The sequence below is a fragment of the Micromonospora parva genome, assembly GCF_040649675.1.
Taxonomy (GTDB): domain Bacteria; phylum Actinomycetota; class Actinomycetes; order Mycobacteriales; family Micromonosporaceae; genus Micromonospora; species Micromonospora parva.
Map to the genome: position 1 here is coordinate 388,423 of NZ_JBEZFX010000007.1, position 20,344 is coordinate 408,766.

General features: G+C 72.4%; 22 protein-coding genes. 13 read left to right on the plus strand and 9 right to left on the minus strand.

Going from position 1 to position 20,344, the window contains the following annotated elements; all coding sequences use genetic code 11:
* Positions 1-28: 28 nt before the first annotated feature.
* From AB0C03_RS20105 to AB0C03_RS20115, 3 genes are read right to left on the minus strand one after another with little or no spacing between them, the layout of a single operon-like run.
* On the minus strand, positions 29-778 hold the full coding sequence (locus tag AB0C03_RS20105; protein ID WP_030331345.1) for a YqeB family protein: 750 nt from the start codon (positions 776-778) through the stop codon (positions 29-31).
* A gap of 2 nt (positions 779-780) precedes the next feature.
* On the minus strand, positions 781-1,575 hold the full coding sequence (locus AB0C03_RS20110; RefSeq protein WP_030331343.1) for an ABC transporter permease: 795 nt from the start codon (positions 1,573-1,575) through the stop codon (positions 781-783).
* The gene (locus AB0C03_RS20115) at positions 1,572-2,468 is read right to left on the minus strand and encodes an ABC transporter ATP-binding protein (RefSeq protein WP_030331341.1); all 897 of its coding nucleotides are present in this window, start codon (positions 2,466-2,468) and stop codon (positions 1,572-1,574) included. Before AB0C03_RS20115 ends, AB0C03_RS20110 begins: the two co-directional genes overlap by 4 nt.
* 130 nt (positions 2,469-2,598) lie before the next feature.
* Here AB0C03_RS20115 and AB0C03_RS20120 point away from each other — a divergent pair, with 130 nt between their 5' ends.
* From AB0C03_RS20120 to AB0C03_RS20130, 3 genes are all read left to right on the plus strand, one after another.
* A complete protein-coding gene (locus AB0C03_RS20120) occupies positions 2,599-3,852 on the plus strand; it encodes a sensor histidine kinase (RefSeq protein ID WP_357638318.1) in 1,254 nt (417 codons plus the stop codon).
* Positions 3,831-4,580 carry a response regulator transcription factor gene (locus tag AB0C03_RS20125; protein ID WP_357638383.1) on the plus strand — a complete coding sequence of 250 codons (750 nt, stop codon included), beginning with the start codon at positions 3,831-3,833 and terminating at the stop codon, positions 4,578-4,580. The genes AB0C03_RS20120 and AB0C03_RS20125 overlap by 22 nt, the downstream gene beginning before the upstream one ends.
* Positions 4,581-4,713: 133 nt before the next feature.
* Positions 4,714-5,124 (plus strand): hypothetical protein, encoded by a 411-nt coding sequence (locus AB0C03_RS20130; protein ID WP_279517130.1) that lies wholly within the window; start codon positions 4,714-4,716, stop codon positions 5,122-5,124.
* Between the two features lie 103 nt (positions 5,125-5,227).
* Here the strand turns inward: AB0C03_RS20130 and AB0C03_RS20135 are convergent, their stop codons facing one another.
* On the minus strand, positions 5,228-6,007 hold the full coding sequence (locus AB0C03_RS20135) for a D-Ala-D-Ala carboxypeptidase family metallohydrolase (protein WP_030331333.1): 780 nt from the start codon (positions 6,005-6,007) through the stop codon (positions 5,228-5,230).
* A 303-nt stretch (positions 6,008-6,310) separates the two neighbouring features.
* Between AB0C03_RS20135 and AB0C03_RS20140 the strand changes: the two genes are divergently transcribed.
* Both AB0C03_RS20140 and AB0C03_RS20145 read left to right on the plus strand, forming a co-directional pair.
* Positions 6,311-6,949 carry a DUF6642 family protein gene (locus tag AB0C03_RS20140; RefSeq protein WP_030331331.1) on the plus strand — a complete coding sequence of 213 codons (639 nt, stop codon included), beginning with the start codon at positions 6,311-6,313 and terminating at the stop codon, positions 6,947-6,949.
* Between the two features lie 42 nt (positions 6,950-6,991).
* On the plus strand, positions 6,992-7,456 hold the full coding sequence (locus tag AB0C03_RS20145; RefSeq protein ID WP_030331329.1) for a PPOX class F420-dependent oxidoreductase: 465 nt from the start codon (positions 6,992-6,994) through the stop codon (positions 7,454-7,456).
* Between the two features lie 22 nt (positions 7,457-7,478).
* Here AB0C03_RS20145 and AB0C03_RS20150 read toward each other — a convergent pair whose 3' ends face one another.
* The gene (locus AB0C03_RS20150) at positions 7,479-8,120 is read right to left on the minus strand and encodes an NAD(P)-dependent oxidoreductase (protein WP_030331327.1); all 642 of its coding nucleotides are present in this window, start codon (positions 8,118-8,120) and stop codon (positions 7,479-7,481) included.
* A 51-nt stretch (positions 8,121-8,171) separates the two neighbouring features.
* A complete protein-coding gene (locus AB0C03_RS20155) occupies positions 8,172-9,404 on the minus strand; it encodes a serine hydrolase domain-containing protein (RefSeq protein WP_030331325.1) in 1,233 nt (410 codons plus the stop codon).
* A gap of 96 nt (positions 9,405-9,500) precedes the next feature.
* Between AB0C03_RS20155 and AB0C03_RS20160 the strand changes: the two genes are divergently transcribed.
* From AB0C03_RS20160 to AB0C03_RS20170, 3 genes are all read left to right on the plus strand, one after another.
* Positions 9,501-10,094, plus strand: a complete 594-nt coding sequence (locus tag AB0C03_RS20160) for a pentapeptide repeat-containing protein (RefSeq protein ID WP_030331323.1) — start codon at positions 9,501-9,503, stop codon at positions 10,092-10,094.
* Positions 10,095-10,293: 199 nt separating this feature from the next.
* Positions 10,294-11,238, plus strand: coding sequence for a hypothetical protein (locus AB0C03_RS20165; RefSeq protein ID WP_357638322.1), 945 nt, complete (start codon positions 10,294-10,296; stop codon positions 11,236-11,238).
* Between the two features lie 116 nt (positions 11,239-11,354).
* Positions 11,355-11,684, plus strand: a complete 330-nt coding sequence (locus AB0C03_RS20170; RefSeq protein WP_030331319.1) for a hypothetical protein — start codon at positions 11,355-11,357, stop codon at positions 11,682-11,684.
* Positions 11,685-11,729: 45 nt separating this feature from the next.
* Here AB0C03_RS20170 and dacB read toward each other — a convergent pair whose 3' ends face one another.
* Positions 11,730-13,313 (minus strand): D-alanyl-D-alanine carboxypeptidase/D-alanyl-D-alanine endopeptidase, encoded by a 1,584-nt coding sequence (gene dacB / locus AB0C03_RS20175; protein ID WP_030331317.1) that lies wholly within the window; start codon positions 13,311-13,313, stop codon positions 11,730-11,732.
* A 67-nt stretch (positions 13,314-13,380) separates the two neighbouring features.
* Positions 13,381-14,097 carry an MIP/aquaporin family protein gene (locus tag AB0C03_RS20180; RefSeq protein ID WP_030331316.1) on the minus strand — a complete coding sequence of 239 codons (717 nt, stop codon included), beginning with the start codon at positions 14,095-14,097 and terminating at the stop codon, positions 13,381-13,383.
* A gap of 109 nt (positions 14,098-14,206) precedes the next feature.
* Here AB0C03_RS20180 and AB0C03_RS20185 point away from each other — a divergent pair, with 109 nt between their 5' ends.
* Both AB0C03_RS20185 and AB0C03_RS20190 read left to right on the plus strand, forming a co-directional pair.
* Positions 14,207-15,280: an NAD(P)-binding domain-containing protein gene (locus AB0C03_RS20185; RefSeq protein WP_030331314.1), complete on the plus strand. Its 1,074-nt coding sequence runs from the start codon at positions 14,207-14,209 to the stop codon at positions 15,278-15,280.
* A gap of 193 nt (positions 15,281-15,473) precedes the next feature.
* The gene (locus AB0C03_RS20190) at positions 15,474-15,755 is read left to right on the plus strand and encodes an adhesin (RefSeq protein ID WP_030331312.1); all 282 of its coding nucleotides are present in this window, start codon (positions 15,474-15,476) and stop codon (positions 15,753-15,755) included.
* A gap of 10 nt (positions 15,756-15,765) precedes the next feature.
* Here AB0C03_RS20190 and AB0C03_RS20195 read toward each other — a convergent pair whose 3' ends face one another.
* Positions 15,766-16,833, minus strand: coding sequence for a beta family protein (locus AB0C03_RS20195; RefSeq protein ID WP_030331310.1), 1,068 nt, complete (start codon positions 16,831-16,833; stop codon positions 15,766-15,768).
* 91 nt (positions 16,834-16,924) lie between these two features.
* Between AB0C03_RS20195 and AB0C03_RS20200 the strand changes: the two genes are divergently transcribed.
* The 3 genes from AB0C03_RS20200 to AB0C03_RS20210 all read left to right on the plus strand — a co-directional run bounded on the left by AB0C03_RS20200 (position 16,925) and on the right by AB0C03_RS20210 (position 20,304).
* A complete protein-coding gene (locus AB0C03_RS20200) occupies positions 16,925-17,812 on the plus strand; it encodes a sulfotransferase domain-containing protein (protein WP_357638325.1) in 888 nt (295 codons plus the stop codon).
* A gap of 257 nt (positions 17,813-18,069) precedes the next feature.
* Entirely contained in the window at positions 18,070-18,462 is a 393-nt protein-coding gene (locus tag AB0C03_RS20205; protein WP_036411381.1) for a cupin domain-containing protein, read from the plus strand.
* A 42-nt stretch (positions 18,463-18,504) separates the two neighbouring features.
* Entirely contained in the window at positions 18,505-20,304 is a 1,800-nt protein-coding gene (locus tag AB0C03_RS20210; RefSeq protein WP_357638328.1) for a glycoside hydrolase family 15 protein, read from the plus strand.
* Positions 20,305-20,344 lie beyond the last annotated feature (40 nt).

Consider the following 20,344-nt stretch of genomic DNA (forward strand, 5'->3'; position numbering starts at 1 on the left):
CGGCTCCCAGGGTCTGCTGGGACAGACGCTACCGCCCGTCCGCGTCCCGCTCGGCCGAAGTCGGCTGCTCCGACCCGGGGGCGACGGCCCGGTTGGTCAACCGCCAGTACTGGCGCTTGTCGTCGTCGCGCAGCACCACCCCGATCAGACCCAGTTCGCGGCGCAACTCCCGGGCGTCGTCGCGGCGGTCCCGCTGGATCGCCCGTTCCCGGGCCCGTAGCAGCGCGTCCGCACCGGTCGGCAACCCGGGCAGGTCGCGCACCCACAGCCGGTACGCCGACCGGTGCGGGTCGTCGTCCGCCCAACCCCAACCGTGCTCGCGGAACGCCGCCGCGAGTGCGGCGGCGGACAGGTCCGTCGGCTCCCGAACCAGTTCCGCGCCGTCGGCGTCGAGCAGCACCAGGTGCTTGTGGGCGAGGAAGGCCACCCGGGTGTCGACCCGCGCGACGGTCCGGTTCTCGGCGGAGCGGCGCAGCCGGACCTGCGCCGCGTCGACGGTGACGATCAGCCGTTCGGCGGTGCCGATCCCGGCGATGACCAGGCCGGCCAGCACGCCCACCGCGATGGCGCCGGCGGTGGCCTGCGGCTCGGGCAGCTGGTCCAGCCACCGGACCAGGCCGCCGAACGGCACCCACGGCAGTCGGGCGAGCCAGCCCGTCGTCGCCGCCAGGAGCCAGCCGGCGCCCGCGCCGAGCAGCGGGAAGCCACCCCACAGGACGGCCAGCTCCAACGGGCCGCCGCTGACCACGGTGCGCGGACGGTAGTCGGCCGCGTCCATGGTCAGGACACCTCGCGGCGCAGCGTCCGGAACAGGCCGGCGGCCAGCGGCAGCACCATCCAGACCAGCAGGGACACCACCAGTCGTCCCCACTGCTCGCCGGTGACGTGGCTGGTGAACAACGGCTCCATGGTCCGGCTGGTGTCCAGCCAACCGGCAGCGCCGCGCAGCGGTCGGACCAGTTCGCCCAGCACCGACCAGAGGGTTGGTAGCAGCAGGTAACCGACGATGGCCAACGGCGGGTTGAGCAGCAGCAGGCCGAAGGCGGCACCCATCAGCACGCCGGCGACCTGGACGATCGCCGCGTTCACGATCAGCGCCGCGTCGACGCGCCAGGTGCCCGCGCCGCCCGTGGCGGACGCCACGAGTGTCCCGACGCTTGCGATTGCCAGGGTGACCAGCACGGAGGCGAGCGCGGCCAGCACCACCGCGATCAGCTTCGCGGCCACCACCCGCTCCCGCCGGGGCACCAGCGCGTACGTGGTGAGGGCGGTGCGCTGGGACCACTCGCTGGTGATCGACAGGATGCCCAGCACCGGCAGGAGCACGTTGACCGGCAACAGCGACGTGACGAAGAAGGTGAAGAAGGTCTGCTCGGAGTCCTCGGCGTAGATCAGCAGGAGGGTGACGATCGCGACGACGACGAGGCCGATGGTGATCAGCAGCCAGCGTCCGGCCCGGGTGTCGGCGAGCTTGCGCAGCTCCACACCGGTGAGGCGGAGCAGTGACGGCCGGCGTACCGGAGTGTGGTGCCGGGGCGCGACGAGGCCGCTGGCGGGCGCGGTGGTGGTGGTCATCGGACGGCCTCCTTGGTGGATTCGCCGGCGGTCAGGGTGAGGAAGAGTTGTTCGAGGCCGCCGCCGCTGGCGGGGCGCAGCTCGGCGAGCGCGACGCCGGCATCGGCCGCCGCCTGGCCGACCGCCTCGGCGTCGGCCTGCACCAGCAGGCCGTCGGTGCTGTCGGCGGCGGTCAGACCCGCCGTTTCCAGCGCCCGGCGCAGCGCCGCGTCGTCGCGGGCCCGGACCACCGTGCCGCCGCCGGCCAGCAGCTCGTTCTTGTCGCCCTGGGCCACGATCCGGCCACCCCCGATCACCACCAGCCGGTCCGCGACCGCCTCCACCTCGCGCAGCAGGTGGGAGGAGAGCAGCACCGTGCCGCCCCGGTCGGCGAAGTCGCGCAGCAGGCCGCGCATCCAGAAGATCCCCTCCGGGTCCAGCCCGTTGGCCGGCTCGTCGAGGATCAGCACCCGGGGGTCGCCGAGCAGCGCGTGCGCCAGCCCGAGCCGTTGGCGCATCCCCAACGAGTACGCCCGGACCCGACGCTTCGCGGCCACCGCGTTCAACCCGACCAGGTCGAGCTTCGCGGCGACCTCGCGCCGGTCCAGACCCATGGTGTACGCGGACAGCGTCAACGCCTCGCGGCCGGTGCGTCCGGCGTGCTGGGCGGAGGCGTCCAGCAGCACTCCCACCTCCCGCCCCGGGTTGGGCAGGTCCTGGTACGGGTGCCCGGCGACGGTGGCGCGGCCGGCGGTCGGCGTGGTGAGCCCGCAGATCATGCGCATGGTGGTCGACTTGCCGGCGCCGTTGGGGCCGAGGAAGCCGGTGACGGTGCCCGGCTCGCACTGGAACGACACGTCGTCAACGGCCGGGTGTGGCCCGTATCGCTTGGTGAGGTTCTCCACGGTGATCATGTCGTCGAGCGTGCCCGTGCCGCCCGGCCATCCGCTGCGGCCACCGGTCGGTGCCGCGTCGACCTTGGTCGGCGGCCGGGATCAACTTTGGTAGCTGGTCGTGCCCCCGACGGCTCCCTAGCATGGGTGCGTGACCAGCCTCGCCGTCCCGGAGCACCCCTGGCTGCTGCCGGGGGAGCTGGTGGTGCCGGCTGAGCGCGGGCGGCGGCGTCCGCGCCGCACCACCCGCGACTGGGTCGTGGACAGCCTCGCCTTCCTGCTCGGCCTGCTCTGGGTGCTGTTCGCCACGGTGGACGGGCTGTCGCCCAGCCCGGAGTCGGCGGTTCCGTTGCCGTACGACTGGATGGTCGGCGCGGACGCGCTGATCGGGCTGGTCTGCTGCGGGCTGCTCTGGGTGCGGCGGCGGTGGCCGCTCGGGTTGGCGGTTGCCACACTGCCGCTGAACCTGTTCTCGATGGCCGCCGCCATCCCGCTGCTGATCATCTACTTCACCGTTGTGGTGCACCGACGGACCGCCTTCGCGGTGGCGGTCACCGGTGCCGGCCTCGTCACCAACCTCGTCTTCAGCTGGACGCGGCCGGATCCGGTCATGCCGTACTGGGCCACCGTGTCGTGGGGTGTGGTGATCACTTTTGCGGTGCTCGCCTGGGGGATGTTCGTCCGGGCCCGACGGCAGTTGATCGTGTCGCTGCGGGAGCGGGCCGAACGGGCCGAAGCCGAGCAGCAGCTCCGGGTCACCCAGGCCCGCCACCTCGAACGCACCCGGATCGCCCGGGAGATGCACGACGTGCTGGCGCACCGGATCTCGCTGCTCAGCCTGCACGCGGGCGCGCTGGAGTTTCGCCCGGACGCGCCGGCCGACGAGGTGGCCCGGGCCGCCGGGGTGATCCGGGGCAGCGCGCACGCCGCCCTGCAGGACCTGCGGGAGGTGATCGGGGTGCTCCGCGCCGAGGACGACGGGGCCGGCGACGCCCCGGAGCCGCCGCAGCCGACCCTCGCCGACCTGCCGGCGCTGATCGCCGAGTCGCGCTCGGCCGGGGTGCGGGTCAACGTCAGTGACAGCGTGGCAAGCCCGGGGGAGGTGCCGGCGGCGCTGGGCCGGGCCGCGTACCGAATCGTGCAGGAGGGGCTGACCAACGCTCGCAAGCACGCGGCCGGAGCGGTGGTGACCGTGGACGTGTCCGGCGGGCCGGGCACCGGGCTGAGCGTGGCGATCAGCAACAGGTGGCCGGTCGGCACACCGGAGGGCGGCACCCTGCCGGGCGCGGGCACCGGCCTGGTCGGCGTCAGCGAACGAGTCACCCTCGCCGGTGGCCGGCTCGCCTACGGGCGGGACGACAGCGGCGACTTCCGGCTGGCCGCCTGGCTGCCGTGGTCGGCGTGACCAGCCCTGCCGGCGCAGCCGGACCGCCGGACGCGAGCGGGCCGGCCGGCGCGGCCGCGCCGCCGGTGCGCGTGTTGATCGTGGACGACGACGCGCTGGTCCGGGCCGGGCTCTCGATGATCCTCGGCGGCCTGCCGGACCTGACAGTGGTCGGCGAGGCGACCGACGGTGGCGAGGTCCCGGCGGCCGTCGCCGCGTACACCCCGGACGTGGTGCTGATGGACATCCGGATGCCCCGGGTCGACGGGCTGACCGCCACCGAGGCGCTGCGTGCCCAGCCGCACCCGCCGGAGGTGCTGGTGCTGACCACCTTCGACGCCGACGAGCAGGTGCTGCGGGCGCTCCGCGCCGGGGCTGCCGGTTTCCTGCTGAAGGACACCCCACCGGCGGAGATCGTGCACGCCGTACGCCGGGTCGCGGCGGGCGAGGCGACCCTGTCCCCGACGGTGACCCGCACGTTGATCGCCCACGTGACCGCCGCCGTTCCCGGCCCGGTCGGCCCGGACCCGCGCCGGGAACGGGCGCTGCGGCTGCTCAACGCGCTCAGCGAGCGGGAGCGGCAGGTGGCGGTAGCGCTGGGGCGGGGTCACACCAACGCGGAGATCGCGGGGGAGTTGTTCATGAGCGTGGCGACGGTGAAGGCGTACGTCTCCCGGCTGCTGACCCGCCTGGAGCTGAACAACCGGGTCCAGGTGGCGCTGCTCGTGCACGACGCCGGCCTGGTCTGACGGTCCGTTCCTCGGGCGAATCTGCTTACCGGGTACCGGAATTGAACTTTCGGCCAGTGCCCGCCGTACTCCTGACCGAGGATGTCGGTGCGGTGGGTCCGCCGTACCGCTGCCGAACTGCGGGAGGCCTGCCGTGCGAGTTGGTGAGCAGTCGACGGATCCCATCGACCAGGTGCTGGGTGAGGTGCCGATGCCGACACCGCTGACCCCCGAGGATGTCCGGCTCGCGGTCCGGGCGGTGGTCGTGCACACCGCCGAGGAGTGGCCGACCGGGCCGCTGTGCCGCAACGACGGTGCCTCCTATCCGTGCCGCCTGCATCGCTGGGGGCGGCGGGTGTTGGAGACACACGGGCTCAACGAGCGGCAGATCGAGGCGTTGATCCGGCATGGCAATCCGTTCGTGCACGTACCCTTCCCGTTCACGGCGACCGGGCCGTCGCGGCAGCAGGCCGCGCGGGTCGTCCCCCAGGGCGTACGGCCCACCGCTGCTGGCCGGCCGGTGACTCCCCCCGTCACCGCGCCGCGCTGGCCCCGGGCGAGCTGAGCGCGCTACCCCCTCCGCCCACCCCGACCCGGGGCGACACGACGTCGGCCCGACGCGGAGATTCCCCCTCCGCGTCGGGCCGACGCCGCTCTGGGCGGGCGACTCAGTTACCGACCCCGCAGTCCGGGGCGGACCAGCTCGTGGTGTTCGAGCTGCGGTCGCTGTTGTTCTCCCGACGCGAGTCGACGTGCACGTGGTCGTCGTGGTCGGGGTAGCCCGGTCCGTAGAGCCCACTGAATCCGTTGTTGCGGGCGTTGCGGGCGATCTGGCACAGCGAGGACGTCCGTGAGGTCACGTCGGCCGCGTTGCCGTACAGGTGTTGACTGTCGGACGCGCCACCGACCTGGTTGTTGCAGGCGCGACTGCGGAAGCCGCTGGACACGTAGAGCGGCTTGTCGCCGAGGCCCTTGCGCAGCGCCTCCAGCTTCCACATGGTGCGCAGCGCGTTCTGCTTGGTCTGGCTCGCCGACAGCGGGCCGCCGCTCCACCCGCTCCCGCCGCACCCGTTGTCCAGCTCGCTGTAGCTGAAGTGGGCGGGCGTGCAGTCGTTGTCCTGGAGTTGGTACAGCTTGGCGAAGGTCTGCGGGCCGGCGATGCCGTCGGCGCGCAGCCCGTACGCCTGCTGGAACCGCTTGACCGCGGCGGCGGTCTTGGGCCCGTAGCGGCCGTCGTTCTCCACGATGTCCCGGTAGCCGGCCCACCCGGCGACCCGGATCTGCAACTGCCGGACGTCGTTGCCGGAGCGGCCCTGGGTCAGGGTGCGGTTCCAGGTGTAACAGCCGTCCGCGTGCGCCGCCGGTGCGGCGACCACCGTGGCGATTGCGGCCCCGGGCAGTGCCAGGGCGAATGCGACGGCGGCACGCTTCAAGGTGTTTACGCGCACAGAAGTCCTCCCGATAGGAGAGCGAATGGGGTGGCTCCGGGACATCGACCGAGAAGTCCCGTGATTTCCACCCTCGCACTGATCCGTGCCGTTGGCGGCGATTAACGAGAATCGTGCTCACAATCCGCTGTCCCTGGGTATTGCCTGGGAATTCAGCTGATTTGCGAAACAGCCATTTCCCACCGATCGGCCTTTCTGCGGCCAAGCACACCGAACGTCGCGTTCCGCCACACCGAGGGTGATGTTCCCAGGGTGGCGGCGGCCGGTAACGTCAGCCCGGGCGGCGGACTGGCGGAGGTGCGCGTGGCACGCGGTGGCGTCTTCTGTGTCGAGGGTCAGTGGCACCGGGACCTCAACGAGCGGGGCTCGGTGCTGCCCACCCTGGAGCTGCTGGAGCGGCTGGGCAAGATCCGCTTCATCCACAAGGACGCGGCCACCCGCGACGAGCTGTTCTACTTCCTGGACCGCTGGCTGCTCAAGCAGTACGCCGACCACCGGGTCGGCTTCTTCGCCATGCACGGCGAGCCGAGCCGGCTCTGCCTCACCGACTGGCAGTCGGTCGAGTTGAACGAGGTGGCCGAGCTGATGGCCGGCCGCGCCGAGGGCCGGCGACTCTATTTCGGCAGCTGCTCGGTGCTGCGCGCCTCGGACGCGGTGCTGCGCGAGTTCCTGGAGGTCACCGGAGCCGCGCTGATCTGCGGTTTCACCCGGGAAGTCGACTGGGTCGAATCGGCGGCCTTCGAAACGGTTCTGCTCGACGTGCTCGCCAACGGCCAGCGGCACAACGCCGCCGAGCTGCGAATGGGCTCCGCCCACTGGGCGCCGCTCGCGTCGTACCTCGGTTTCCGGGTGATCTACGCCAACGGTCGGGCCTGGCGTCCGTCCGGTCGTCCCCGGGTGCCCACCCAGGCGGTGCACCGCTCCCCGGCCCGACCCCGCTGACCCGCCGCCGTCGCCGCGCCCGGCCCCTGGTAGGAACGGGGAATGGCACGCAGCATCGCAACGAACACCCGGGTCGACCGGGACGGCCTGCTCGACTTCCTCCGGCCGCGGCACCGCGTCCTGCTGATGACCACCCGGGCCGACGGGCGCCCGCAGTCCTCCCCGGTCTCCGCCGGGGTCGACGGGCAGGGGCGGTTGGTCGTGTCCACCTACCCCGAGCGGGCCAAGGTGACCAACATCCGCCGCGACCCCCGGGTCTCGGCCTGCGTGCTCAGCGACGACTGGAACGGCCCGTGGGTGCAGATCGACGGCACCGCCGAGGTGCTGGACCTGCCCGAGGCGCTGGATCCGCTGGTGGAGTACTTCCGCAGCATCTCCGGCGAACACCCGGACTGGGACGACTACCGGGCGGCGATGGTGCGCCAGGGCAAGTCGCTGATCCGGGTCACCATCGACGCCTGGGGTCCGATCGCCACCGGTGGCTTCCCGGCCCGCCTCGCCGACTGAGCACCGCCGGACGGCACCCCGGTCAGTACGCGACGGTGAAGCGGGCGTTCCGGTGTCGTGGCTGTTCGATCTCGTCGACGATCGCCACCGCCAGGTCCTCGTAGGTGAGCACCGAACGGCCCTGCCTGTCGGTGACCGGCTGGTCGGTGCCGGTGCGGTAGTGCCCGGTGCGGGCGCCGGGGTGGAACTCCAGCGGGGGCGGCGAGACGTACGTCCAGGTCACCCCGTCGGCGGCGGTGCGGTAGTAGTCCAGCGCCTCCGCCTGGCCCAGCGCCGCGTCCCGGTACTCGGCCGGGAAGTCCGGCTCGTCGAGGATGCGGGTGCCGCCCGGGGTGAGCAGGGTGGACCCGCCGCCCAAGTGGATGATCCGCGGTGCGGCCGCCATCCCGCGCAGTGCGGTCACCAGGTTCTCCGCCGCGTCGCGCCACAGCTCGCGTTCGCCGCCGCCGATCGCCACGACCAGCGCGTCGGCGTCCGGGGCCAGCTCCCGCACACTCCGCTGGCTGGTCGCGTCGCCGGTGACCGTCCGCACCCCGGCCGGCAGGTACGAGGTGGCCTCCGGGCGGCGGACGGCGGCGATCACCCGATGCCCCCGGTCGGCCGCCTCGGCGACGACCCGCGAACCGGCGGTGCCGCCCGCGCCAAACACGACGATGGTGCTCACCGGCTCAGGTTAGGCAGTGGGCCGACTCGGCGTCGGTGGAACGGCGAACCGTCAGTCGACCAGGGCGGCGTAGACGAGCTGGCGCAGCTGGGAGCGCAACGGGTAGGTGCTCGACGGCATCAGCTGGGTGAACAGCAGGGCAGTGATCTCCTCCGCCGGGTCGACCCAGAACGCGGTGCTGGCCACTCCGCCCCAGTAGTACTCGCCGACGCTGCTCGGCAACCGGCTGGGGATCGGGTCGTCGACCACCGCGAAGCCGAGGCCGAACCCGATCCCGTCCAGGGTGGTCTCGGCGAAGCCGCCGGTGGACAGGGTGCCCAGGTCCTGACCGCCGGGCAGGTGGTTGCGGGTCATGAGCCGCACCGTGCGCGGTCCGAGCAGCCGGACGCCGTCCAGCTCCCCGCCGCGCAGCAGCAGCGAGGTGAAGCGGTGGTAGTCGGCCGCGCTGGAGATCAGACCACCGCCGCCGGAGAGCAACGCCGGCTTGCGGAACGCCAGCGACCCGAGGCTGTCGTAGCGGACAGCCCGGCCGCTGCGCGGATCCGGTACGTAGAGCGCGGCCAGCCGCTCGGTCTCGTCGCCCTCCACCCACCAGCGGGTGTCGGTCATGCCCAGCGGGTTGAAGATCCGGTCCGCGAAGAACGCGTCGAGGCTCTGCCCGGAGATCACCTCGACGAGTCGGCCGAGCACGTCTGTGGCGACGGAGTAGCCCCACGCCGTGCCGGGCTGGAACAGCAGCGGCAGCTCGCCGAAGGTCGCGCTGGCGGTGGCCAGGTCCACGTCCGCCGGCGGGTACAGGTCGTAGCCGGCGGCCCGGTAGAGCCCGTCGACCACCGAGGTCTGCAGGAAGCCGTACGTCAGGCCGGCCGTGTGGGTGAGCAGGTGCCAGACCCGGATCGGCTCGACCGCCGGCACGGTGTACGGCTTGAGCGTCGACCCCTTGGAGTAGACGCGCAGGTCGGCGAACTCGGGCAGCCAGCGGCTGATCTCGTCGGTCAGCTCGAACCGGCCCTCCTCCCACAGCATCATCGCCGCGACCGAGGTGACCGGCTTGGTCATCGAGTAGATCCGCCACAGGGTGTCGGCCTCGACCGGCGCGCCCGACTCCCGGTCGCGCAGCCCGTACGTCGAGGAGTGCGCCACCTCGCCGCGGCGGGTGACCACCACCTGCCAGCCGGACAGCCGGCCGTCGTCGACGTACCTGCCGAAGTGCTCGTCGATCCGCGCCAGCCGCGCCGGGTCGAAACCGATCTGATCCGGGTCCATGCTCCGAGCCACACTCACGCCGCCGAACCTACTCGCCGGTACACCGGCGTCGGAAGGGGGCCGGCGCCGGCCCGCCGTCCGTCGGCCGTCGGCGGTGCCCACTAGCCTGGCCGGATGCCGGAGTTGACCGAGGACGTGACCTTCCGCAACGACGACTGGTACGGCGAGGAGCTGACCGACCGGCACTTCGTGGGTTGCGAGTTCTTCGGGGTGGACCTGACCGAGGCGGTGAGCAGAGGCGCCGTCTTCACCGGGTGCACGTTCGGCAACGTGGCGTTCAACTCCTCCCGGCATGTCGACTCCGCCTTCACCCGGTGCGTCTTTCGGCGGTGCAACTTCTTCGAGGCCGAGTTCACGGGCTGCAAGCTGGTCGGCAGCACCTTCAGCGAATGTGATCTGCGTCCGTTGACGGTGGACGGCGGTGACTGGTCCTTCGCCGCGCTGCCGGGCGCCGACCTGCGCGGCGTTCGGCTGACCGGGGTGCGCATGCGCGAGGTGGACCTCACCAGGGCCAATCTGACCGGTGCCTCCGTCACGGGCGTCGATCTTTCCGGCGCCCAGCTGACCAATGTCCGGCTCGGCGGCGCCGACCTGCGGGGCAGCGATCTCACCGCGCTCGACCCGACGGTCGTCGAACGGGCCGGTGCCATCATCGACGTCGAGCAGGCCGTGACCATCGCGCAGCTGCTCGGTTTCCGGATCGGCTGACGCGTAAGGCGGTCGTGGGCTGCCGAAGTGTCAGTCCGGGCGGGCCAGGTTGTCCGACAGCGTCCCGTTGTGGGCTGGACACGTCCGGCAGTCCGGATCTAGCGTGTCGTCCACGCCCGTGTAAACGTGAATCGGCCCACAGTGGACGGTGTGGTCCGCTGCGGTCCAGGACGGCCGGGCGGTGGAGTTGGAGGGGTCGGTGGCGGACGAAGACCGCACGCGGGCTGGTTCGAGGGCTGGCGACGCGCCGCCGAGGCACCGTCCGCGTGCCACGACCGCCGGATTCACCCGCAGCGTGCTGCGCCGCGCCCGGCAGCGGCGGCGCTTTGTGGTTCAGGGAGCCGCCGTACTCGTCGGCCTGGTGCTGTTGATCTCGTACCTCAGCTTCTGGTCCGGGCCCGAGCCGGACGGCCAGGTGGGTCTGGGCGGCGGGTCCGCCGGGACCGGCCGTTCCCCAGTTCTCCCGGCCGCCGACGGGCGCACCGGTGAGGCGGGGCCGGCCACCCCCGGTCTGCGCCCGCGCCAGCGCCCGCCCTCGCCGGACCCGACACCGTCGACCAGCCCGCCCGCCCCGCCGCCACCACCGGCCAAGCCCGGTGCGCCGGCGCTGTCGGTGAGCCGGGAGGAGATGCCCGCCGCCGTCGACCTCACCGCCGTGGGCACCCGGGACTGGGTGCACTGGGGGGAGGACGGCGGCAGGTCGACGATCCGCAAGCGCTCCGGCTCCGGCGAGATCATCGACGGGGGAGGCGCCGGCAGGCGGGTCGGCTGGGACGGCAACCAGGAGTACGTGCGCTGGTCCGACGGCACACCGAACCGCTCGACGAACGGCACCTCCAACGGTGTCTACACCTGCGGTGCCGGCAACGGCTTCAGTCTCGCCGTCGCGGGCAGCGGCGGGCCGCGCACGGTCCAGCTGTACGGCGGCATCTGGATGGCACGCGGGCGGCTGGAAGCGCGGCTGTCCACCGGCGGGCCCGCCAGCACCGCGCGACTGGAAGATCCCTACACCAGTCAGAGCGCCCAGTTCACCATCCGCTTCACCCTGCCGAAGGGTGCTCGACTCTTGCTGAAGTGGACCGTCGAGAAGGTCTTCACGCAGCACTGCGGAAACGTCGGCCTCCAGGCCGTGGCGGTGCGCTGACTGACCGATCCATCGTCGCGCGGGCGGCGGCGGGACAGTTTGTCCGTCGCGGAGCGTCGAATGCGACGTAACTTTCTGCTGTCCCCATCCGACCATCCAGTGTGGAGGCAGCGGAAATGAGCAGCAGCACCGCCCACCGCGTCCGTCGTGCCGCTTCGTCCGGCACCGGTGAAGCGTCCGGGGAGGTTCTTCGCGACATTCCCCTGCCGCCGTACGTGACGGGCGAGGACACCCAGTTCGCCGTGCGGGCGGTGGTGGTGCACGCCCCCCGGCGGTGGTCCGGGGGTGTGGTCTGCCGCAACGATGCCAGCCCACACCCGTGCCGCCTGCACCGCTGGGGCACCCGGGTGCTGGCACTGCGCGGGCTGCGGGCCGCTGAGATCGCCGCGCTCATCGAGCGGGGCGACCCGACGGCGGTGGTCCCCCCACCGGACCGTCCGGCCTGAGCGCTCGCCGGGCCGGGAGGCGCGTCCGCGCCTCCCGGCCGTCGCTCAGCAGGTGATCGGTTTCACCCAGGCGCACTCGACGCCCTCCGGGGTGCGCGGCGTCTCCGGCACCGCCGGCGCTGCCACCCGGGCCGTCGACGTCTGTCCCTCGCGGAAGCCGGCCAGCGTTACGGCGATCTGGTCCTCCAGCGACTTCACCGACGCCGTCAGGTAGTTGTTCAGCAGGATGGAGAACGCCAGCAGCCGACCGTCGGCGCTGGTGACGTACCCGGAGAGCCCGGAGACACCGGTCAGGCTGCCGGTCTTGGCGTGCACGTTGCCCGCCGCCGGGGTGCCGGCCATCCGGCTGCGCAGGGTGCCACCGACGAACCGCTCGGGCTGGCCGGCGATCGGCAGCGCCGCGTACCAGGTGGCGAACCACGGTTCGGCGCGGACGGCGCTGAGCAGGTCGACGAACTCCGTCGCCGGGACGAGGTTGCGCCGGGACAACCCCGAGCCGTCCCGCTGGCGCAGCTTCCCGGTGTCCATCCCGGTGTCGGCGACGTACTCGCTGATCGCGGTGAGGCCGGCCGTCCACGTTCCCGAGCCGGAGAGCACCCGACCGATCTCCTTGGTCAACACCTCGGCGTGCCCGTTGTTGGAGAGCTTGAGGAACGGTGTCATCAGCTCGCCCAGGCTCATCGAGTCGTGTCGCGCCACCGGGTCGGCCGTCTCCGGGGTGGGCTGGCCGAGCACGGTCCGGCCGAGCACCCGGACGCCGTGTCGGTGCAGCGCCGTCCGAAACACGTCGGCCGCGTAGCCGGTGGGTTCCCAGACGGTGACCCAGTCGCTGGCCGGCTCGTCGCCGAGGGCGATCTGACCGGTCACCACGACGGTGTTGCCACCGTGTTCGCGCTCGATCGAGATGGAGGTCTCGCCGCTGCTGACCGTCTCGGCGCGGTTGTCGACCCGGACGTATCCGGTGGCGGGGGTGGTGGTTACCACCGGCGGGGCGCCGGCCCGGTCGGCCGGCGCGGCGTGCACGATCACCGTGCCCGCGTCGTAGTCGGTGTCCGGGGCGACGGTCAGCGCGGAGACGGGGGCGGCGTAGTAGTAGGGCTCGTCGTCCCAGGTCCAGTCGGGGCCGAGCCGGGTGCTGTCGTAGCGGGTGTCGTCGGCGACCAGGTTGCCGGTGACCACCCGTACGCCGTCGGCGGCGACCTGCGCGGCGAGCGCGTCGTAGTCGGCGGCGAGCATTGTCGGGTCGCCTCCGCCGTGCAGGTAGAGGTTGCCGGAGAGCAGGCCCGCGCGACGCTTGCCGCTGGCGCGGACGTCGGTGGTGAAGCGGTGGCCGGGGCCGAGCAGCTCAAGGGCCGCGGTCGAGGTCAGCAGCTTGGTGTTGGACGCCGGAATCAGCCGGCGGTCGCCGTTGCGGTCGTAGAGCGTCTGCCCCGTGCTGGTGTCGACCACGACCACCGAGGCCTGCGCGCCGCTCAGCCGGCTGTCGGCGAGGATCGTGTCGATGGTGGCGCGCAGCTGGGTCGTCGCGGGGGTGGGCGACTCGGCTGTGGCGCCGGGCGCGGCGGCGGTGGCCGCGGTGGCGACCAGCGCCAGCAGCGCGAGGGCCCGGGGAAAGTGACGACGATGCATGTGCTGATGCTGCCACGGAGATATTCGCCGGAAAAGGTCCCCGGGCGAAAGATATTGCCGTACCTGCCTATTTCGGCTCGCCGACCGATTTCTCGTGACCACCCCAGTAGTGCCGCTGCGCCCCCATCAGCAGTGGTGCGACCAGCGCCGCGAGCGCCCCGCCGAGCAGCGGGAAGACGATGAACACCCAGAGCTGCCGCAGCGCCACGCCGCCCTCGAAGACCGCCGGGCCGAACGCGCGGGCCGGGTTGACGGCCGCACCGGTGAGCGTCACGCCCACCAGTTGGGTGGCGGCCAGCGCCAGCCCGATGGCCAGTCCGGCGGTGCCCGGATTCTCGCTCCGACTCGTCACCACCAGCACCACCAGCACGAAGAGGAAGGTCAGTACGACCTCCAGCACGGCAGCGCCGCCCCGGTTGATGTGCGCGCCGTAGCCGTTCGCGCCCAGGGCTCCGGTCTGGTCCGCGACGTCACCCCATCGGGTGAGCGCCCACAGCACGAAGGCCGCGATGGTCGCGCCGACGAACTGCGCGATCCAGTACGCCACCGCCCCGAGCACCGAGATCTTTCCGGAGAGCAGCACACCGAGCGTCACCGCCGGGTTGACGTGGCTGCCGGAGAGTGGGCCGATCGTGTAGACCAGGGCCACCATCACGAACCCGAAGGCCAGCGCCACCACCACCACGCCGCCCTGGACCCGGGCGGCGACCGCGCTGCCCACGCCGAAGAACACCAGCAGCAGGGTGCCGAGGAGTTCGGCCGCGTACCGACGGAAGTCGCTCATTCGCTCAGCGTAAGTGCCGGTCGGGTGGTCGACGCCGGAATGGCCGGCTGTGACCGGCGCGACGACCGACGGCGGGCACAGTCCCGACAACCGGGCTGTTGTACCCCGTGTGGACACCCTCTCCGCGGACGTCGTGGTGATCGGCGCCGGCCAGGCCGGTCTGAGCGCCGGCTACCACCTGCACCGCACCGGTTTCGCCCCCGGCAGTGGCTTCGTCATCCTCGACGCCGACAACGGGCCCGGCGGCGCGTGGCAGCACCGCTGGCCGACGCTGGTCTTCGACAGGGTGCACGGCTTCCACGACCTGCCCGGCCTGCCGCTCCCACCCGCCGATCCGCACCGCCCGGCCGCCGAGCAGGTCAGCGCCTACTTCGCCGCGTACGAGAGGACCTTCGACCTGCCGGTGCGGCGGCCGGTACGGGTCCGGGCGGTGCGCTCCCGCCCCGACGGACGACTGGACGTGCACACCGACCGGGGCACCTGGACCGCCCGAGCCCTGATCAACGCCACCGGCACCTGGACGCGGCCGTTCTGGCCGCACTACCCGGGCCGGTCGACGTTTCGGGGACGGCAGCTGCACACCGCCGACTATCGGGGGCCGGCCGAGTTCACCGGCCTTCGCGTGGTGGTCGTCGGCGGCGGCACCTCGGCCGTGCAACTGCTCGGTGAGGTCTCCACCGTCGCGGCGGCCACCACCTGGGTGACCCGCCGGCCGCCGTCGTTCAACGACGAGGAGTTCGGCCCGGAACTGGGTCGTGCCGCGGTGGCCCGGGTGGACGAGGCGGTCCGGGCCGGTCGACCACCGGGAAGCGTGGTGGGCGTGACCGGGCTGCCGGTCACCCCCGAGGTGCGCCGGCTGCGCGAGCGCGGCGTCCTCGACCGGCTACCCGTGTTCGACCGGATCACACCCGACGGGGTGGCCTGGGCGGATGGGCGGAACGTGTCGGCGGACGTCATCCTCTGGTGCACCGGCTTCCGGGCGGCCATCGACCATCTCGCCCCGCTGGGCCTGCGCGCGCCGGGCGGCGGTATCACGATGGACGGCACCCGGGTGGTCGCCGACCCGCGGGTTCACCTGGTCGGGTACGGCCCCTCGGCCAGCACGATCGGGGCCAACCGGGCCGGCCGCGCGGCGGTCAACGAGATTCGCGCCTGGCTGGCCCCGGCCGCCGCTCTCCACTGATCCGGCTCTATTTGACGGATGGTCCGCCAGCGGGCACGGTGGAAGTGACGGGGCCGTCAGCTGCCCCGATCCGATGCGACGGCGATGACCGTTCGCCCCTCTGTCGCCTCCCACGCGTGCTCGTAGGCGGGCCCGACTGTCCGGTCCGTGCCGTATTCGACAGCGAGCCGAGAATCCACGAGGAGTTCCACTCATGCTCACCATGACCGATAACGCCGTGCTCGTCATTCGTGACCTCGCCAATCAGCAGGACGTCGCCCAGGACGGTGGGGTGCGAATCGCCGCCGACACCGAGGCCGGCTCGCTCACCGTCGAGCTGGTGCCCGAGCCGGTGCAGGGCGATCGGGTGGTCGACAACCAGGGCGCCCGGATCTTCCTGGACGAGGACGCCGCCGAGCTGCTCGGTGACGCGTCGGTGGACGCGACCGTCGACGACGAGGGCGTCATCCAGTTCGGCTTCACCGAGAAGCAGTAGCACCAGAAGCTCACCGCAACGGGCGCCCCCGCTGCGGTGGACCCTGCCCGGGGTGCCACCTCGGCACACCGTCGTCGGCCGGGTGCAACAGCGTGTTCAGCACGTGGGCCAGGTGGTGCGAGGTGCTCCACGCCGCCCAGTTGGCGGTCGAGCCGGCGCCGGCACCCCTGCGGGCCCGGCGCAACAGCTCATGGTCACCCCACGAGAAGGCCGCCCCGGTGGTCGGCCAGTGTGGCGCCGACACCAGCGTGCGACACAGGTCGGCGAACCGGTCGTCGCCCCGGCCGCCGCGTCGCGCCCAGCGGTAGATCCACCAACTGCCGTCGTCGGTGTACCGCACCGTCGGCAACCGGTCGCCGGGATCACCGGTGCCCGGCACCGCCGGGTGGACGCCGTAGTCGCCGTAGTCGACCCCGGCGTCGGCCAGCCGTCGCCACAGCTGCCAGTCCCAACGGTCCAACTGGACCGGTTCGTCGGTGGGCAGGCCGGACAGCGTCGGCGGCATGCCGCCCGCCGCCACCGTCACCGACCGCCAGGCGTGTCGGCGCGCCCAGTCCAGCAGGCGGCGTATCCGGGGCTCGGCGGCCCGCACGTCCGCCGGGCAGCACACGTCCCCCGCGTCCACCAGCAGGTCGCACTCCTCCGGGGCGAGGTCGGTGAACCGCCAGATCCGTTCCACAGCGGTGGTGCTCGCGTCCGGCCCGGCCCGGTCCTGGCCGGCCCGCAGCCGGATGAGCGCCCGGCGGCCGTACGCCCGTGCCGCCGCGCCGTGCGCGACCAGCCGGTGGTCGCTCTCGGAGAGCCCGATGACCGGCACCATCGGTACGCCCCAGCGGGTCAGCTCCGCCTCGGGGATGTCGGGCAGCGCGCTGACGTCGACGGCGGGCAGCAGCCCGGACGGCAGCCGGCGAACGGTGTCCATCGTGGACCTGTCGATCGTGCCGATCTCCAGGACCGGGGCGACCAGCTCGGCGTACGCGGGATCGAGGTGGCTCAGGGCCTCAAGCTCGCCTCGTCGGTTGGCGAGGATGGGGCGGTAGAGCGTTGCCGCCGCCCGGCCCCCGTGGGCGGGCACCATACTTCAATCTAGCCAGGCATGCGCATGTCTCACAGGGGTGTAAGTCGGAATTCGGCTGCTCGACTGTCGGTTCGACGACTACCATCCACCGGTGCTCACGCCAATTCACCGGTACCGATCCGACGACGAGGACAGCGCGCGGTGGACCGGTTTCCCGTTCCGCGACGGCGACATCGTGATCAGCACCCGGTCCAAGAGCGGCACCACCTGGATGCAGATGATCTGTGCGCTCCTGGTGCTGGGCACCCCGGACCTGCCGGCGCCGCTGCCCGAGTTGTCGCCGTGGCTGGACTGGTTGGGCGAGCCGCGAGCCACGGTGTACGACCGGCTGGCCGCCCAGCAGCACCGGCGGTTCATCAAGACGCACACCCCGCTGGACGGGGTGCCGCTCGACCCGCGGGTGCACTACGTGGTGGTGGCCCGACACCCACTGGACATGGCGGTTTCCCTCTATCACCAGGCCGCCAACCTGGACCGGGCGCGGCTGGCCGAGCTGACCGGCCAACCCGCCCCGGCCGGGCCGCCGGGTGAGCGGCCCCCGGTGCGGGAGTGGTTGACGAGCTGGGTCGACCGGGAGGTGGACCCCCACTCCGAGCTGGATTCGCTCCCCGGGGTGCTGATGCACCTGACTGACGCGTGGGCCCGCCGGCACGAGCCGAACATCGAATTGGTGCACTACGACGACCTGCTGGCCGATCTGGGCGGTGAGATGCGCCGGCTCGCCGACCGGTGGGGCATCACGGTCCCCGACGCGCGCTGGCCCGCGCTCATCGAGGCGGCCACCTTCGGCCGCATGCGCGAGCGCGCCGACCAGCTGGCACCGGACACCCTCGGCGTGCTGCGCGACCGCCTGGCGTTCTTTCGCCGAGGAGGCTCCGGTCAGGGACGCGACCTGCTGGACGAGCCCGCGCGATCCCGCTATCAGCAACGGGTCGCCGCGCTGGCCCCGTCCGAGCTGCTCACCTGGCTCCATCGCTGAGTCGGGTGAGCGCACGGTGGCTCGAAAGAGCGCACGGCGCCGCTCGACCGTGGTCGGAACGTCGCCGCGCTCTGGCCGTCTCCCACCACCGCAGCCGTTCGGCGGTACGCCGGCGGGGACCTGGCTCGACCGGCGCTTCGTGCCGGTCCGCGCTGTCGATCCCCGGTCCGCGCGCATCCAAACCCTCTGACCGTGGGGAATTCCATCATCTGCGACTCCCGGCGTGGCGCGCCGCCGGACGGGGTATGAGCGTGGGCATGGAGCATTTCACTATCGCGACTGTCGCCGAGAAGAGCCCGGATTTCCGGCGGGTGCTGTGGACCGGTGAGCACACCCAGCTGGTCATCATGACCATTCCGCCGGACGGGGAGATCGGCGAGGAGGTGCACGAGGGCATCGACCAGATCCTGACCTTCGTCAGCGGCGTCGGCGAGGCCCGGGTCGCCGGCGCGAAGCGGAAGGTCGCCGCAGGCGACCTGGTCGTGGTTCCGGCGGGCACCAAGCACAACTTCGTCAACACCGGCCCCAACCCGCTGGTGCTGTACACGGTCTACGGGCCGCCGGAGCACGCCGACCAGGCGGTGCACAAGACCAAGGAGGAGGCCGACGCGGCCGAGGCGGCGGGGGAGGACGAGCCGCCGACCGAGTGAGGCGCCCGGTCTGATCCGGCCTGATGCGGGTACCCCCGGCGGGTGGAGCAGCAGCCGGCGATCTCCGACTACGGGTTCCTCTCGGACTCCCGTTCGGGTGCCCTGGTCGGCAAGGACGGCTCGATCGACTGGTGGTGCCCGCACCGGTTCGACGGGTCGGCCGTGTTCGCGCGGCTGCTCGACCCGGGTGCCGGCCATTTCCGGCTGGCGCCGGTAGGCGTCGGCGGTCCGGGCCACCGGGTGGAGCGCGCGTACCTGCCGGACTCGCTGGTGCTGCGGACGGTGCACCACACGCCGCACGGCAGCGTGGCGGTCGTCGACGCCCTCGCCGCCGAGGTGGGCGCCCGCGCCCACGAGTTGGGCAAGAACTCCCCGGCCGTGCTGATCCGGGTCGTCAAGGGGCTGTCCGGGCGGGTGCGGATGGGGCTCGACTTCGCACCCCGCCCGGAGTACGGCCTGCTCACGCCGTACCTGCACGACCAGCCGGACGGCGGGGTGCTGGCCGGGGCCGGCCCGGTGGTGCTGGTGTTGCGCGCCGGGGGTCTGCACCTGCGGGCGGGCACCGACCGGGTGACCCACGAGTTCGAGGTCTCCGCCGGTCAGGTGATCGGGATGGACCTCGCGTTCGGTGAGGCGTACGGCGATCCGCCGGCCCGACTGGACCCGCTGGCCGCCCTCGCGGAGACGACGCAGGCGTGGCAGGCGTTCCGGGAGACGCACGGGTACTCCGGCCGCTACCCCGAACTCGTCAAACACAGCGCGACGGTGCTGACCGGCCTCACGTACGCCCGCAGTGGCGCGGTCGCCGCCGCGCTGACCTCCTCGCTGCCAGAGCAGATCGGTGGCGACCGGAACTACGACTACCGCTACTCGTGGCTGCGGGACTTCTCGTTGACGATGCGGGCGCTCTGGGTGGCGGCCTGCCCCGAGGAGACCTCCCGGCTGTTCGCCTGGGCGACCCGCTCGATCGGCCGGTTCGGCGACGAGCCCGTGCCGGTGCTCTTCGGGCTGGAGGGCGAGCGCGACCTTTCCGAGCACCACTGCGACCACCTGCGCGGCTACCGGGACAGCCGGCCGGTGCGGATCGGCAACGACGCCTGGCGGCAGCGTCAGCTCGACGTGCCGGGCGAGGTGATGTCGGCGGTGTGGCGGCTGCGCGACTACCTCGGTGCGAACTTCGAGGTCGAGTTGCGGGAGATGGTGCTCGGGTTGACCGAGCAGGTGGCCGCGACGTGGCACCTGCCGGACCGGGGCATCTGGGAGACCCGCGACGACGAGCGCCACTACCTCTCGTCCAAGGTGTCCTGCTGGCTGACCATGGACCGGGCGGTGGGGCTCGCCGACCGGCTCGGTGATCAGGCCGACCCCCGTCGCTGGGCCAACGTGCGTGACGAGATCCGCGAGACCGTGCTGCGCGAGGGGTGGAACGAACGGATCGGGGCGTTCACCGGCGCGTTCGGGTCGGCGGAGTTGGACGCCTCGGTGCTCGCCCTGCCGGTCACGCACTTCCTGCCGGCCACCGACCCACGGATGCGCTCGACGATCGCGATGGTCGAGCGCGAGCTGGGCACCGAGGCCGGTCTGCTGCGACGCTGGACGGCCGACCCGGCCGGCTTCCTGCTGTGTTCGTTCTGGCTGGTGGAGTGCCTGGTGATGACGGGCGAGCAGCAGCGGGCCGAGGCGCTCTTCGAGCGGGTCGTCGGGTACGCCAACGACGTGGGGCTGTTCAGCGAGCAGATCGACCTGGCCACCGGGATGCAGCTGGGCAACATGCCGCAGGCGCTCTCGCACATCGGGCTGATCAACGCGGCCTGGCGGATCACCGAGCCGGAGAGCTACTGATCCGTCGAATCCTGCAACAGACCTGCAAGCGCCAGGCATT

Coding starts and splice junctions, on each gene's coding strand:
- AB0C03_RS20105 (WP_030331345.1), bottom strand. CDS start 778: ATGGACGCGGCCGACTACCGTCCGCGCACCGTGGTCAGCGGCGGCCCG.
- AB0C03_RS20180 (WP_030331316.1), bottom strand. CDS start 14,097: ATGAGCGACTTCCGTCGGTACGCGGCCGAACTCCTCGGCACCCTGCTG.
- AB0C03_RS20110 (WP_030331343.1), bottom strand. CDS start 1,575: ATGACCACCACCACCGCGCCCGCCAGCGGCCTCGTCGCGCCCCGGCAC.
- AB0C03_RS20145 (WP_030331329.1), top strand. CDS start 6,992: ATGGCACGCAGCATCGCAACGAACACCCGGGTCGACCGGGACGGCCTG.
- AB0C03_RS20170 (WP_030331319.1), top strand. CDS start 11,355: ATGAGCAGCAGCACCGCCCACCGCGTCCGTCGTGCCGCTTCGTCCGGC.
- AB0C03_RS20190 (WP_030331312.1), top strand. CDS start 15,474: ATGCTCACCATGACCGATAACGCCGTGCTCGTCATTCGTGACCTCGCC.
- dacB (WP_030331317.1), bottom strand. CDS start 13,313: ATGCATCGTCGTCACTTTCCCCGGGCCCTCGCGCTGCTGGCGCTGGTC.
- AB0C03_RS20115 (WP_030331341.1), bottom strand. CDS start 2,468: ATGATCACCGTGGAGAACCTCACCAAGCGATACGGGCCACACCCGGCC.
- AB0C03_RS20205 (WP_036411381.1), top strand. CDS start 18,070: ATGGAGCATTTCACTATCGCGACTGTCGCCGAGAAGAGCCCGGATTTC.
- AB0C03_RS20160 (WP_030331323.1), top strand. CDS start 9,501: ATGCCGGAGTTGACCGAGGACGTGACCTTCCGCAACGACGACTGGTAC.
- AB0C03_RS20195 (WP_030331310.1), bottom strand. CDS start 16,833: ATGGTGCCCGCCCACGGGGGCCGGGCGGCGGCAACGCTCTACCGCCCC.